Origin of the sequence: Acinetobacter sp. UBA3461, assembly GCF_002381195.1 — a bacterium.
Classification (GTDB): Bacteria; Pseudomonadota; Gammaproteobacteria; order Pseudomonadales; family Moraxellaceae; genus Acinetobacter; species Acinetobacter schindleri.
The window spans coordinates 1-13404 of record NZ_DFRO01000049.1; the positions used below are offsets into that span (position 1 = coordinate 1).

Genomic DNA, 13404 nt, shown 5'->3' on the forward strand with positions numbered 1-13404 from the left:
ACGTGTGGCTTATTACGTTCAAACTTAGCCTTAGCCATGTTCATCTTCCTCGTTTACGTCGAACACAATTCTGAGTAAAACTCAGCTCCGACATATCGCCTAAAAAAATCAAACGCCCAATACTTGAAAAGCAGACTAAATAGCCTGCTTTTGGAATCTTTTGCAACAATGTTGCGATAAACTGTAATCTGGAGCTCTTATCGAGATTTGAACTCGAGACCTCTCCCTTACCAAGGGAGTGCTCTACCACTGAGCTATAAGAGCAAATATTAGTACTTCAATGGAGCGGGAGACGAGGGTCGAACTCGCGACATGTAGCTTGGAAGGCTACCGCTCTACCAACTGAGCTACTCCCGCACGATGTTGGTACAAACCACTTATTGAAGTCTTAAAATTGGTGGTGAGGGAAGGATTCGAACCTTCGAAACTTTCGTAGCGGAGTTACAGTCCGCCCCCTTTGACCGCTCGGGAACCTCACCATTTTTTACACTTACATCAGTGCTGTTCTTTACTCTACACTAGAAACTCTCTAAGATGGTGCCGGCACACGGATTCGAACTGTGGACCTACTGATTACAAGTCAGTTGCTCTACCAACTGAGCTATGCCGGCGTTTCTTAGTGTTTCGTACGTTTCGTATCGGAACGGTGTGCAGTTTAGCAAAACTCAGAAACCATGCAAGTGTTTTTTTCAAAAAAAACGTCAAAAACTCATAAAATCAAACCATTTGATGATAATTCAACCGCTTTGATCACTGCGCGAGCTTTTATTTGGGTTTCATTCCACTCAGATTCAGGATTTGAGTCGGCAACCAGCCCTGCTCCAGCTTGAACATAGACCTTATTTTCACGAATGACACAGGTACGAATCGCAATCGACATATCCATTTCGCCGTGCCAGCCTAAATAACCAACAGCACCACCGAAAATTCCACGTTTTACCGGCTCAACTTCGTCAATAATTTCCATGGCACGGATTTTTGGTGCACCCGAAAGCGTACCCGCCGGAAAAGTTGCTTTAAAAACATCCAATGCGTCAACATCATCACGCACCTCACCTTGTACATTCGAGACAATATGCATGACATGCGAATAACGTTCGATCACCATTTGATCAGTCACTTGCACTTTACCGATTTTTGACACCCGACCAACATCATTGCGTCCCAGATCAATCAGCATTAAATGCTCGGCAATTTCTTTTTCATCAGAAAGCAGATCTTTTTCCAATGCCAGATCTTCTTCTTTGGTTTTACCACGCGGACGCGTCCCTGCCAGGGGACGTACAGTAGCAATCCCATTTTCCAGACGAGATAAAATCTCAGGTGAAGAACCGACAATATGGAAAGGTGTCTTGTTTTCTAAGGTCTGCCCTTGTACCAGGAACAGGTAGGGTGATGGGTTAAGGTGGCGTAACGCACGATAGACCTGTAGAGGCTCACCATCGAAATCAGAGACCATACGGTGACCGGGTACTACCTGCATGACATCACCAGCACGGATGTACTCTTTCACTTTTTCAATAGAAGCAAGGAAGTTGTCATGCCCGGTTAATGACTCAAAATGCGGTGGAGTATGTTTTTCTGCTTTCAGACTGATTGGTGTTGCCAGAATATTTTCCAATTCATTTAATTTTTCATGTGCTTTTTCATATGCATTAGCATCATTCGTATCGGCATGCACAATCAAAAACAAGGTATCTTTGAGGTTATCAAATACGATCACTGTTTTAGACAGCATCATCCAGATATCTGGTAAACCTACTGGATCGGCTTCAGGGACATTATTCAGCTTTGGCTCGATATAACGTACCGAGTCATAGCCAAAGTAACCGACTAGACCACCAGTAAAACTTGGTAAGGCAGGTAAGTCTGCTTGAGTCGGCACTTTAAACTGCGCCTGAAAGTCGCGAATGTATTGGAAGGGGTCTGAACAGTGCTGCTTTGCAATCGAGCCATCGGCATGTTGTACCGTCAGTTCACCTGCGTTACAGGAGAACACGGTAGATTCACCCAAACCGATGATTGAATAACGCGCCCAGTTCTCACCCCCCTCAACCGATTCAAACAGATAAGCCTGTTGATGCTGTTTAAGGCGAGCAAAAATAGAAAGGGGCGTATCAGTATCGGCCAAGCGCTGACGGTAAACGGGAATCAGGTTATAGCCTTGCGCAGCAAGTTGCTGGAATTGTGCTTGAGTGGTCATTCGGTTTTTCTCTTTAAATTTAAATTAGGGTTACTCAGTGTGTAAATAGAATTGGACTGAGCGACGCCATCGAAAAACCTTAGAACTATTCATTTTAATTCCCTAATACCCTAATTAAGCCAGCAGTTCACGTAGATCATCCACAATCTCCTGAGGATGGCTGTCTGCTATATTCTCACCATGATTATAGCCATAGCTGACTACAATACAATCTATACCGGCACGGCGTGCAGCTTCGACATCGTTCACCGAGTCGCCAATCATCAGCACCTGCTCTTTGCTGACAGCATAATGCTCGACACAATGCAGCAATTGACGCGGATCCGGCTTACGTTCGGTAAAACGGTCACCACCAATAGTGTCATCAAAATACTTCGCCATATCCAAAATATCTAAAATACTGCGTGCAGGCTGTTCGGGCTTATTGGTCACACAAATGAGCTTTTTACCTTGTGCTTTACCCCATTGTAGAAATTCAATAATGCCCGGAAATGGTACGGTATCGACACATGGATCAGCATTGTAGACTTCCAGGAAAGTATTTAGTAATTCCTGATGCTGTGCTGGATCCAAACTTCCAGTCAGGTGCAGTAGTACGCTTTCACAAAACTTCGAAGTACCCTTTCCAATCCAGACTCGTACCTGTTCTTCAGTCACAAAAGGCAGTTGCAGCACATTTAAGCTCATATTCATGGCACGATACAGGTCAGAAGCAGAATCCACCAAGGTGCCATCCAGATCAAATAAAATCAGCTCACGTTTATCCAGTTGTGCTATAGACATTTCCACTCTCTTTATCTTTATTCATCACGCAGCCACAAAAAAGGCATGCGATTGCATGCCTTGATTGTAACCAATACTTGGCTTATTTAAAGAATAGCCAGGCCATAATTGCTAAAATCACAATAACAATTAAAGAAATCAAACCGACTGAAGCATTTTTTTGCTGTTCCTTCGTTTCTTCTACACGAGAAACAGGTTGCTCAACAGGAATTGGTGTTGGTTCAGGTTTGACCGCAGATAAATCTATACCTTCAGGAATTGGCGCCGGTTTTGGAATACCGACATTGGTTGGCATACCATCACGAGTCAACTGGACTTCAGCATCACGTTCTTTTAGCTCTGGCATACCCTGATCATTCATCTGATGGGCAGCAGTCTTCTCAGCAGCCTCTTCAATAATACGTTCAGCTGTCTGTTCTAGTTCAGGCTCAACGATGACTTCTTGTGCTGGTTCAAGCACAGAAAATTTCAGGCTGGCAAACTGTACGATATCACCCTGTTTCAGCAATGCTTCTGAATCAATGCGCATATCATTGACAAAAGTACCATTTGAAGAACCCAGGTCTTGTACCCACAGTGCATTTTCCTTCAGCAAAAAGGCAGCATGCTTACGCGAGATTTCTGCTGCCTGCAACACAATATCTGCTGCCTGATGACGACCCACCAGCATGTCACGGTCAATGCTAATTTCCTGTCCCGTCAGATCGCCAGTAATGGCTTGAATTTTCCAAGTCATAACATCCACTTCTCTTTTATTCTGTTATGTTGATCATAACATGCTGTTTGCAACTACCGCACCTCTAGCTTTTCGGACGCAACGTCGTGGTTGTCACTGTATTTCGGGTTTTTTCTATATTTTGTACTGGTTGCACAGATTGCTGTTGCCCTACAGGTTCAATTGCAACTGGCGTAGTGACTACTGCCGTCGGCTGTGAGGCTACAGGTGCAGTCGGTACAGTTTGGTAATTCGACCCTACGGGTGTTTTAGAAACAGGGAGACGTTGTTGATATACGTCATCTAGGTTTTCTGGCAGTTTGGCAAAATTACCATCCGAATCTAGCGCCAATTGCAAGCTATACAGCTGGCTGTAACGCTGCTGGGAAATCTTACGCACTTCATTTTTATCCCCCACAATCGTTGGGTGTATAAAAATCAGCAGGTTACGCTTCTGATTGGATTTACCTTCCGAGCGGAATAAACGCCCTAAACCAGGGATTGCACCCAAACCCGGTACCGCCTGACGACCGTAGCTGGTGTTATCTGAAATCAGACCACCGAGCACAATGGTTTGACCATGTTCAGCCAGAATTGAAGTTTTGATCGCACGTTTACTGGTGACCAGATCTGATGCCTGCCCCTTATCACGTGCAACTGCAGAAACTTCCTGCTCGACTTCCAGACGTACGGTTCCATTTTCACCAATATGCGGAATGACTTTTAGTGTCACACCTACATCTTTACGTTCAATGGTGGTATAGGGGTTGGCAACACCTGCCGCACCCGTAGAAACTGAACCTGTTACAAATGGAACGTTTTCACCCACTACGATATAGGCTTCTTCATTGTCCATGGTCACAATCGATGGCGTAGACAATAGATTCGACTTCGTGGTTTCTTTAAGTGCCTGAATCAATGCACCATAGAGCTTTCGGGAACCATCACTGCCTTCACGATAATCACCTATCACGAGTGAGGTCCCTGTACCAATTGCACTGCCTGCCCCTGCTGCACCACCGGTCAGATAGCCGGCAGCAATATTTTTCAGGCTGGCACCAAAGTTATCAAAGTTAATCAGACCAATACCGCTACTCAGATCACCAAGTGCCCATTGCACACCCAACTGGTCAGCATCCGTACCTTCCACTTCCATAATCGCGGCTTCAATTAACACCTGCTGACGACGCGTATCCAGCTGATTAATCGCCGACTCGATTTCGCGCATCAGTTGTGGATCAGCCTTCACTACCAATGAATTCTGGGTCGCATCAGCAATAATACTGACACCATTGGCATTAAAACTGGTAATTCCTTGCTGGTTATTTCCTAATCCTGAATTTAACTGAATCCCGGAAGTGGAAGCTTCCTGAGACATATTGGATGCAGAGCTGTTATTGCCCAATGTATTCAGCGAAGTTCCTGCGGAGCTGTTCTCTGAAGAAGAGCTCGAACGCCCCTGAGCCTGCCCAGAAACCAGTCCTTGTAAAATTTCAGCCAGGTTTTTGGCACTGGCATATTTCAGGCGAAAGACTTTTAGCCCTCCTAAACGATCCGCTGCAGGCACATCCAGCGTTTCAATAATCTGGCGAATACGCTTACGGGTTGCAGTATCGCCTTTGATGATAATCCGATTGGTCCGCTGATCTGCCATGACCCGCACACGTGAGCCTTTTAAATCCTTGGCAGCACCTGTAGCTGTCATGGACTCAATCAGGCCAATCATTTCCTCAGCCTGACTCGACTGCAAGGTAATGGCTTCCAGATCATTCTGACCGGTACCATCCAGATTACGCACAATGGTTTCCAGCTGGTAAATATTGCTAGCGCGATCGGAAACAATCAGAGCATTGGTTCCTGGCACAGCCGCTAAATGGGCGAACTGTGGCATTAGTGGGCGTAGTGCTGGAATCAGGTCATTCGGATTGGTATTTTCCAGCCAGATTACCCGGGTCACAATCTGGTCACCAGTCGCACGGTTACGGGCATCATACGGAATACCGGAGTTCTTGACGTTATTGTCTGGCACCAGTTTGATGGTATTCCCGGACGGGATCGCCACGACACCATTAACATTCAAGACCCCAAGAAACAGATCATAGACTTCAGCCCGGTTTAATGCCCGGTTTGAAATGACTGTGACATTGCCGCGCACCCTTGGATCAACGGCAAAATTTTTCCCCGTAATATCGGCTACTTCATTAATAAAAGCAGCCAGGTCTGCATCACGCAGATTGATTTTCCAGGTCTGCGCATAAGTTGCGGTACTGACCATAGCCACCAGAGGTGCGGCAACACAAAGCGCCCATGCTGATCGATTATTATTAAATAAAGCCATAAACCTAAATGCTTCCCAACCCTATATGTGATGACACATCACTTTAAATCCTGTTGAATGGTCATCACCTGATCACCACGTTTAATTTCAAGTTTTACCTGGCCCTGCTGTCGTGCCTGTTCCAGTAACTGCACTTCAGATTGTCCTGCAGTGACGGTTTGACCATTCAGGGATACAATCCGGTCGCCGGGTCTGAGACCGAGACGGTTACGCAGCACTGCCGGAGTTCGCGAAGTGACTTCATAACCCCCTTCACCTGCAGAAACTCCCATATTTTCCAGATACTGTTCGCGGTTTTCATTCATCTGCTGAATCGCGCGACCAATCTCATTCTGCGGTGAAGCAGGCTCATTTGTTGGCTGATTCGCTGATCCACCCCAATTTGAGGATGACGATGAACGCCCACTTTTCTGCTCATTACTCTGCCAAGGCTGATTTAAGCCATTTTCCAAGCCCTTAAAGAAAACTTCCTTACTCGCACCATTTTGCTGACGAATGATCACCCGATCCCAGTACACTTCAGCCAGCTCATAGCCGCTATTACCCAAGCTCTCGCCAACACGATAGCGATCGACCTGATCATTCAGCTTCAATACTGCTGAAGACAAATAGCTTGGACTGGCAACCATCACCCCTTGTAACAGAATATTGGAGACTTCCGCACTTGCCGCACTTTGTCCAGTTTCCTGAAATAAGGCGAAAGAGCTGATATTTGGAATTCGTGACTGCTGTGAGCCCAACTCTACACGTTCTACTTGCAGGGCTTGAGGCGGTGCAACGACCAGCCAGAATAGGGCTGCCAGTTTCCAGCACAGATACAGAATCAGTAAAACTAAAAGTGCGGGTGCTGCTTTATTAAACGTCTGTAGATCCAGCTGTTTAAATTTATCTATATTGATGGCCATCAGTTTAGGCCTCCCATCAACGGCTGACGGGTGCTGATGACATAAGTGTCCAGTCCAGCTTTACCTTCATAGGAAGGAACATTCAGTAACATACGCTGTGTCAGTTGCACATTCAGCATCAGATCGGGATCAAGTTCAATATTCAGCATTTTCTGATCACGACTATCGCGAACATCCAGCAATAATTTACCTGACTCATCTGCCAGCTTCCCGGCAAGAACAGGAACACTCATCCGCTCTTGACGCTGTGCAAAGGTATAGATCAATTCTCCCCCGGTCCAATTCAACTGACCACTCACATCACTAAAGCCATTTTGTTTCTTATATTTAAAATCGAGCTGCTTAAATTGAATTGCATTGGTTGGCCATTGCCAATCTGCAAGATTTTTCAAGGTTTCTGGTGCGACCTGTCCTTCTAGATTCCTGGCGACTAGCGTTTTGGTCAAACCGTACGCCATTACACCGGCAACTTTAGTATTGCCGCTATGTACTTCCACATTTGCCCCGAGACGCAATAATAGCAAATCCAATGGACGGACCTGCCAGTTGAGGCTGCCACGCAATTGACCTTTTTTCCAGTCAGCACTCCCCTGCCAAATATTGCCACTGACGTTATGCAGTACCTGATTATTTTTATAAAATTTTGAAATCAGCCAGGCAGCCGGCACCTGCAAGACCACAAAAATAAAAAAGGCGACTATGGCAAGAATTAACCATTTGAAAGTTTTCGGTTTACTGCTCATCCCACCCCAACCAATCCATCAATTTCAGTTCCTGGTTATGATTCTTTTCTTAATATAAGTACATTATGCATACTTTTTTCACCACGCCAATTGATGGGCATAAAAAAACCAAGCAATGATGCTTGGTTAAAGATATATAGATCATTTCCATGACTGACCTATGACAACATTCACAGTCAAATCTTTAGATCAGAAAATCTTCCAGCTTGGCACCTTGTTCCAGTTCTGCAACCAGCCAGCGTGGCTGTTTACCACGACCTGTCCAGGTTTCTTCCGGATTTGCTTTACTGCGGTAACGTGGTTCTACAGTCTTGCGAGATGATTTCTTGCGCTTAGAGGCACCGAACTCGAGCAACTGCTCAATACTCATACCTACTTTTTCTGCAATGCTTAATACCTGATTATAAGCATCTTCGATTTCCTGGTCTTTTTTAGACGCAATTAATGCTTCAGCTTCAGCTTGTAAACGCTTTAACTCTTCAACTGATAAATTCGTAATGTCTGGCATCACTCTCTCCATAAAAATAATATTATTCGTTTTATAAATAACTTTTTCATAATATTTAGATTAAATAAAATATTCAATAAAAAAATTTAAACGGATAACAACAAATAATAAAATTAATTACAAAATTAAATAATTTTCTCGTATTTTAAACTGTATGTTCAACCGTATTTTCTAAATTTCTTATTATTTCCTGTACATCTTCAGGAATTGGCATTTTTTGCATGCTATTTTTATTTATACAAACCAGAACCGCTTCAGAAATTGCCACTATACTTTGCTGCTGCTCACTCCATAATAAATAACTCATACGAAATGAGGTAGTGCCTATATCTTCAATACGCACACCGATTTTAAGTTGATCCGGATAAACCACAGGCTTTAAATAGCGACATTGATTCGTAGCCACAACAGTTAATAATGGACCAACCAGTATATTTAATCGATCCAGATAAGCCAGTCGGGCACTTTCAATATAACGATAATACACCGCATTATTAACATGACCAAAGGCATCCATATCACCCCAAGCCACGCGTTGCTCAAAAATCACTGGATACTGCGCAAGTGATTCCATATATTATCCCCTATATTCTTGTATCAATAAAATTGGCATTTGATTCAAACACCTGATTCAGTTGTTGTTGTAACTCATCCTGCCCCTGCAAGGCAAATTTAATGCGCAGATAACTCATACGCACATCATCTGGATAGAGTGCAAGCAGTTGCTGGGCTTCCTCTACTCGACCCGCAGCTTGCAGTACATGCCATTTGGCAAATGTTAAGACCGGCACTGCTGTATATTTTTCTTCCCACAATGAAATTTGCTGGTTAATAACTTCATAATCAGGATTTTGTCGAAGTAATTGTTGCTGGAACCATAAATAAAATACGTCCTGATTAAATTGCTGTTCCAGTAAATGTACTGCTAGCGCTTCATGCTCGGCGCCCATTTCAGGCATTTTAAATAACAATTTCAGCCACAGTAGTTTGACCGTATAGTCACGTTTAAATATTTCTTCGCTTAAGTCGATATAGCGCTGTTGCAAGTATTTTAAATCTTCCTGATCCGCCTGTTCAAAAGCCAGTAATAATTGTTCTAGCCAAAGTGTTTTAGTATTTTGCTCTAAATGACCATATTGAGTTGATCTTAAATACAACCAGGGAAACTTTAAGGCAAATTGCCCCCATAATTTGGTTAATCTCTGCTCATAAGCTGATTTAACTTTAAACAGCCAAGGGGATAATTCATGCTGATTTAAGAATTCAAGATGGGTTAATGCCTGCTGACCATCCTGTTGCGATAAGTACACTTCAATACGCTGTAATTCAGCCAGTTCAAATGCCATTGGATTGGACTGATTTAAAGATTTCAAAGCCTCATCAAAATCCTGCTGCCCCCAAGACAAACGTGCATGAATAATATCTTTTAATAATCCAGACTGGGCAAAAGACTGCTGAATAAAATCACGTTGATCCTGTGAGGCATTGAGCAACCACACCACTGCCAGTTGTTCATAAGGATGTAAATGATGAAAACTGAAAACGCGCTGTTTTTTGCGCTGCTCGCGATTCAGATAACGCGTAACCGCATACCACAGCATATGCATGACAAAGCTGATCGTAACCAATAGCGCTGCCAGTATCCATAGACTGGTCTGTATCTGCCAGTTACGCCAGTACAGATAGACATACCCTGGTCCGTGACCGTAACTGAGTAGACTTAAAGCCGCAATACCGAGCAGACTGACAAATAAATAGGCAAGCAGAATCTGTTTCATAAGCGATCAGCTCATTAAGGTACGGGCATTCAGAGGAGGAACCGGTTTCAGCGGTATGGTGCGGATCTGTTCCAGCTGTTTAACCCATTGCTGGCTTTTTGCATCCGGTAATTGTTTGAGGACTTCAGCCACGGCACCAAGCGATTGCTGGAAAGGAATTTGTTGACTTTGCTGTAGTGCGTTTTGTGCCATCAATAGACGTAATTGCGCCTCTTTCAACACTAGTCCTCGCTGCATTAACATCGTACTTGGCTGCTGCACAGCTTCAATTTGAATCAGATTGCGCCAGAAGGAACCAGACTCTGCCGGTGTGGCACTGTGCTGGGCTTTTAACTCCCTGGCAATTTCAGCATCCATTTGATTAAGTAAATCCCGGATTTTATTCTGCTGTACCAGACGACTATTGATGAACTGTTGCAACATTACCTGATCTTTACTGAGTACACGCTCCAAACCGTCTAATAAAGCAGGTGCAAGCGTATAATTCGGCAAATCCAGTTGCAGCTGACTGAGTTTTTCCAATGCTGTGCTGTATTGCTGCTGCTGCAAAGCGAACTCAATCAGGCTGAGTTGCTGACGAACCACTTCGGCATCATGCGATTCAGGTACAGTAGCTATCTGTGAGTTGGATACAGCTGGTGCATCCTGGCGCTGTTCAGTTACCTGGCGTTTAAGTGCAACCACCTTGTCATTCAAACTGGCATTTTGCTGCTGCAATAGAGTAAAGCTGGAGCTGAGTTCTGTATGGGCCTGGCGCAAACTGAACAGGTCATAACTGATTTTGGCCATCCAGGCGAATGCCACAATGAACAGCACGATTAAAATTTTCTTCATGAGTTCCCCAGTACTCGCTTCATCTCCCGTACGATCACATCGCTGCTCAGGCTCTCGAGTTGTATATACTCAAATGCTGCAGCATGATGTTGACGGTATTCCCCTAAAATAGCGGCCAAACGTGGGCCTAAAACCAAATAAATTCCCTTGCTGATCACGGAGATGTCCTGCTGCATTAGCTGCACCCAGTTTAACCAGCTGGCTTCACTACTCATCAGAACCATATAATGGTGATTGTCCTGCAATCGAGGCAAAAGCGCAGCTATGGTCTGTTGTGACTGAACCGGACACTGACGTTGATACAGTACAAAATTTAGTACCTCAACACCCTGCTGACGCAAATGCTCCATCATAAATAATCGACCGCCCTCACCTCGCCAAAAGGCTACAACAGCATCTTTTTCAAGACTCTCCAAAATCGGTAATTGTAGCATTCCTTCAGAGGTTTCAATCTCAGGCACATGACTTTGAATGCCATATTGTAGCAATGTCTGTTCAGTGCTGCGCCCTACAGCAATCCACTGTATATGGGCCAATGTAGCCAGTTCAATGCCTGCCTGCGCCAGATATTGCATGCCAATTTGCACCGCAGTCGGACTCACCACCACAATGACTTGAGCACGATTCAACTGCTGATACAAGCTATCCAATTCTGCTGAATAAGGCTGTGCAACCAGTTCCAGCAAAGGTAGCTCTACCACAGGAATTTGTGCTGCCTGTAACTGCTGTGTGAGTCGGACAGCACGATCCTGAGGGCGAGTATTGATAAACAGCATGAATCTTATGAATATAGTGCTTTAAGCAAATCACCCGCACCTTGGGCCAATAAATTCTGTGCCAGAGTCACACCGAGCTGCTCTGCCTGATTTACATCACCCTGTAATTCTGCTTTTAATAAGGTGGCACCATCCACGCTACCCACACGGCCTTCGATGGCAATTTTACCATCCTGTAAAGTTGCATAACCTGCAATCGGCACCTGACAACCACCTTCCAGATAGGCATTAAATGCGCGTTCAGCACGGACACAGGCATCAGTTTCAGCATGTAACAGTGGCAGGATCAGGTCAAGTACGGCCTGATCACGATCACGACATTCAAGACCAAGCGCACCCTGTCCCACAGCTGGCAAACTGACTGCAGGCTTAAGTGTATGACGAATACGATCTGCCAGCCCCAGACGTTTTAAACCAGCACTGGCAAGAATAATAGCATCGTAATTGCCTGCATCGAGTTTCGACAGCCGTGTGCCGACGTTACCTCGCAGATCAATGATCTCAAGGTCCGGACGTGCCTTTAAAATCTGACTCTTACGACGCAGACTGGATGTTCCTACTTTAGCGCCCTGTGGCAGCTCGTCAAAGCTGGTATAGCTATTAGAGACAAAAGCATCCAATGGATCTTCACGTTCGCAGATCACCGCAAGACTTAAACCTTCAGGCAGTGCCATGGGTACATCTTTCATGGAATGCACGGCCAAGTCTGCACGACCATCCAGTAATGCAGCCTCAAGTTCTTTAACAAACAGGCCCTTGCCACCAATTTTTGCCAATGGGGTATCAAGAATTTTATCACCCTGTGTCACAAACGTGACCAACTCGACCTGAAGGTCGGCATGCAGTTCCTGCAGACGTGCACGGATATGCTCCGCTTGCCATAGTGCAAGAGGACTTTGTCGAGTTGCAATTTTTAGGGTCTTCATAAATTTCAAATACAGTGAATGAGAACAATAGTCTAAACTTAACCTGATCACTTTAAAATGCAAGTGAATTTATGCAAGTTTCAACTGCAACCCGATCCCATACGCTTCAGAGCTTATGAATGCGTTCACGTAAAAATGGTAAATGGCGCCGACTTACTGCAAGTCTTTCATCCAGCTCACGGCAACGCACCTGATACTGCCCCGAACTGACCACTTCCAGCCCATCCAGATAGTTTACAGACACCAGCGCATTGCGGTGAATCCTGATAAAATTCTGGCCAAATTCCTGTTCCAAGTCCTTTAATGTTTCATCGATCAGGACACTGCCATTTTTATGCCGTACCGTGACATATTTCTGATCAGCCAGGAAATAGTAAATATTTTCCACAGGGACAAGCTCCACCCCGCGATAAGTCTTTGCCGCAATCTGATGGCGGCTGATATTGAGTTCTTCCATATTTTCTTTTTGTTTTAGTTGGCTCATCTGAGCTTGGGTAAGTTTGGTTAAATGCTCGAATACCTGTGCTAACTCCTGTTGCATCACTGGTTTGAGCAAGTAGCCTTCTGCATTCGACTTGAATGCATCAAGCGCATGGTGGTCATAGGCCGTACAAAAAACAATTGCCGGCATTGGGTCAAGCTGGCGCAGATGTTGTGCGCAACGCAGACCGTCCATTTCGGGCATTTGAATATCTAATAGAATGACATCGGGCTCGTGCTGATGGGCCAGATCAAGGGCTTGCTGACCATGGGTTGCGGTTGCAACCACAGTATGGCCGAGCTGGCTGACCAGGCGTGCCAAACGCTCTATGGCAAGAGGCTCATCATCACAGATCAGGATGTCCATTTATCCTCCTTCAGTTAACGGCATGTCATTGTTGTTAAGTTAACTGTA

Annotated in this window: 13 protein-coding genes and 4 tRNA genes; all 17 read right to left on the reverse strand. The window is 44.8% G+C overall.

Annotated elements, in window-relative coordinates; genetic code table 11:
- Nucleotides 1–189: 189 nt before the first annotated feature.
- Nucleotides 190–264, reverse strand: a tRNA-Thr gene (locus B3D47_RS14395).
- Between the two features lie 17 nt (nt 265–281).
- A tRNA-Gly gene (locus tag B3D47_RS14400) sits at nt 282–357 on the reverse strand.
- A gap of 38 nt (nt 358–395) precedes the next feature.
- Nucleotides 396–479, reverse strand: a tRNA-Tyr gene (locus B3D47_RS14405).
- A gap of 56 nt (nt 480–535) precedes the next feature.
- Nucleotides 536–611, reverse strand: a tRNA-Thr gene (locus tag B3D47_RS14410).
- A gap of 98 nt (nt 612–709) precedes the next feature.
- Nucleotides 710–2203 (reverse strand): anthranilate synthase component I, encoded by a 1494-nt coding sequence (trpE, locus tag B3D47_RS14415; RefSeq protein WP_004813574.1) that lies wholly within the window; start codon nt 2201–2203, stop codon nt 710–712.
- A gap of 114 nt (nt 2204–2317) precedes the next feature.
- Complete coding sequence (locus B3D47_RS14420) at nt 2318–2986, reverse strand: phosphoglycolate phosphatase (protein ID WP_286862716.1); 669 nt, start codon at nt 2984–2986, stop codon at nt 2318–2320.
- Nucleotides 2987–3068: 82 nt separating this feature from the next.
- Entirely contained in the window at nt 3069–3722 is a 654-nt protein-coding gene (locus B3D47_RS14425; RefSeq protein WP_286862718.1) for an FHA domain-containing protein, read from the reverse strand.
- Nucleotides 3723–3786: 64 nt separating this feature from the next.
- Entirely contained in the window at nt 3787–6039 is a 2253-nt protein-coding gene (gene gspD / locus B3D47_RS14430) for a type II secretion system secretin GspD (protein WP_286862720.1), read from the reverse strand.
- A gap of 38 nt (nt 6040–6077) precedes the next feature.
- The gene (locus B3D47_RS14435; RefSeq protein WP_286832077.1) at nt 6078–6944 is read right to left on the reverse strand and encodes a type II secretion system protein N; all 867 of its coding nucleotides are present in this window, start codon (nt 6942–6944) and stop codon (nt 6078–6080) included.
- Nucleotides 6944–7687 (reverse strand): type II secretion system protein N, encoded by a 744-nt coding sequence (gspN, locus tag B3D47_RS14440; protein WP_286862722.1) that lies wholly within the window; start codon nt 7685–7687, stop codon nt 6944–6946. The genes B3D47_RS14435 and gspN overlap by 1 nt, the downstream gene beginning before the upstream one ends.
- Before the next feature lie 184 nt (nt 7688–7871).
- Nucleotides 7872–8198 (reverse strand): H-NS family nucleoid-associated regulatory protein, encoded by a 327-nt coding sequence (locus B3D47_RS14445; protein WP_026056799.1) that lies wholly within the window; start codon nt 8196–8198, stop codon nt 7872–7874.
- Nucleotides 8199–8340: 142 nt separating this feature from the next.
- The gene (locus B3D47_RS14450) at nt 8341–8769 is read right to left on the reverse strand and encodes an acyl-CoA thioesterase (protein ID WP_076752946.1); all 429 of its coding nucleotides are present in this window, start codon (nt 8767–8769) and stop codon (nt 8341–8343) included.
- A 10-nt stretch (nt 8770–8779) separates the two neighbouring features.
- Nucleotides 8780–9973, reverse strand: coding sequence for a heme biosynthesis HemY N-terminal domain-containing protein (locus B3D47_RS14455; RefSeq protein WP_286862726.1), 1194 nt, complete (start codon nt 9971–9973; stop codon nt 8780–8782).
- A 6-nt stretch (nt 9974–9979) separates the two neighbouring features.
- On the reverse strand, nt 9980–10807 hold the full coding sequence (locus B3D47_RS14460) for a hypothetical protein (RefSeq protein ID WP_286862727.1): 828 nt from the start codon (nt 10805–10807) through the stop codon (nt 9980–9982).
- Entirely contained in the window at nt 10804–11583 is a 780-nt protein-coding gene (locus B3D47_RS14465) for a uroporphyrinogen-III synthase (protein WP_286862728.1), read from the reverse strand. Before B3D47_RS14465 ends, B3D47_RS14460 begins: the two co-directional genes overlap by 4 nt.
- Nucleotides 11584–11588: 5 nt before the next feature.
- Nucleotides 11589–12509 (reverse strand): hydroxymethylbilane synthase, encoded by a 921-nt coding sequence (gene hemC / locus B3D47_RS14470; protein WP_004890596.1) that lies wholly within the window; start codon nt 12507–12509, stop codon nt 11589–11591.
- A 106-nt stretch (nt 12510–12615) separates the two neighbouring features.
- Nucleotides 12616–13356, reverse strand: coding sequence for a LytR/AlgR family response regulator transcription factor (locus tag B3D47_RS14475; RefSeq protein ID WP_004890599.1), 741 nt, complete (start codon nt 13354–13356; stop codon nt 12616–12618).
- Nucleotides 13357–13404: the final 48 nt, after the last annotated feature.

Excerpts from the sequence above, each read along its gene's own strand:
- trpE (WP_004813574.1), bottom strand. The coding sequence starts at position 2,203 with ATGACCACTCAAGCACAATTCCAGCAACTTGCTGCGCAAGGCTATAAC.
- B3D47_RS14420 (WP_286862716.1), bottom strand. The coding sequence starts at position 2,986 with ATGTCTATAGCACAACTGGATAAACGTGAGCTGATTTTATTTGATCTG.
- B3D47_RS14425 (WP_286862718.1), bottom strand. The coding sequence starts at position 3,722 with ATGACTTGGAAAATTCAAGCCATTACTGGCGATCTGACGGGACAGGAA.
- gspD (WP_286862720.1), bottom strand. The coding sequence starts at position 6,039 with ATGGCTTTATTTAATAATAATCGATCAGCATGGGCGCTTTGTGTTGCC.
- B3D47_RS14435 (WP_286832077.1), bottom strand. The coding sequence starts at position 6,944 with ATGGCCATCAATATAGATAAATTTAAACAGCTGGATCTACAGACGTTT.
- gspN (WP_286862722.1), bottom strand. The coding sequence starts at position 7,687 with ATGAGCAGTAAACCGAAAACTTTCAAATGGTTAATTCTTGCCATAGTC.
- B3D47_RS14450 (WP_076752946.1), bottom strand. The coding sequence starts at position 8,769 with ATGGAATCACTTGCGCAGTATCCAGTGATTTTTGAGCAACGCGTGGCT.
- B3D47_RS14455 (WP_286862726.1), bottom strand. The coding sequence starts at position 9,973 with ATGAAACAGATTCTGCTTGCCTATTTATTTGTCAGTCTGCTCGGTATT.
- B3D47_RS14460 (WP_286862727.1), bottom strand. The coding sequence starts at position 10,807 with ATGAAGAAAATTTTAATCGTGCTGTTCATTGTGGCATTCGCCTGGATG.
- B3D47_RS14465 (WP_286862728.1), bottom strand. The coding sequence starts at position 11,583 with ATGCTGTTTATCAATACTCGCCCTCAGGATCGTGCTGTCCGACTCACA.
- hemC (WP_004890596.1), bottom strand. The coding sequence starts at position 12,509 with ATGAAGACCCTAAAAATTGCAACTCGACAAAGTCCTCTTGCACTATGG.
- B3D47_RS14475 (WP_004890599.1), bottom strand. The coding sequence starts at position 13,356 with ATGGACATCCTGATCTGTGATGATGAGCCTCTTGCCATAGAGCGTTTG.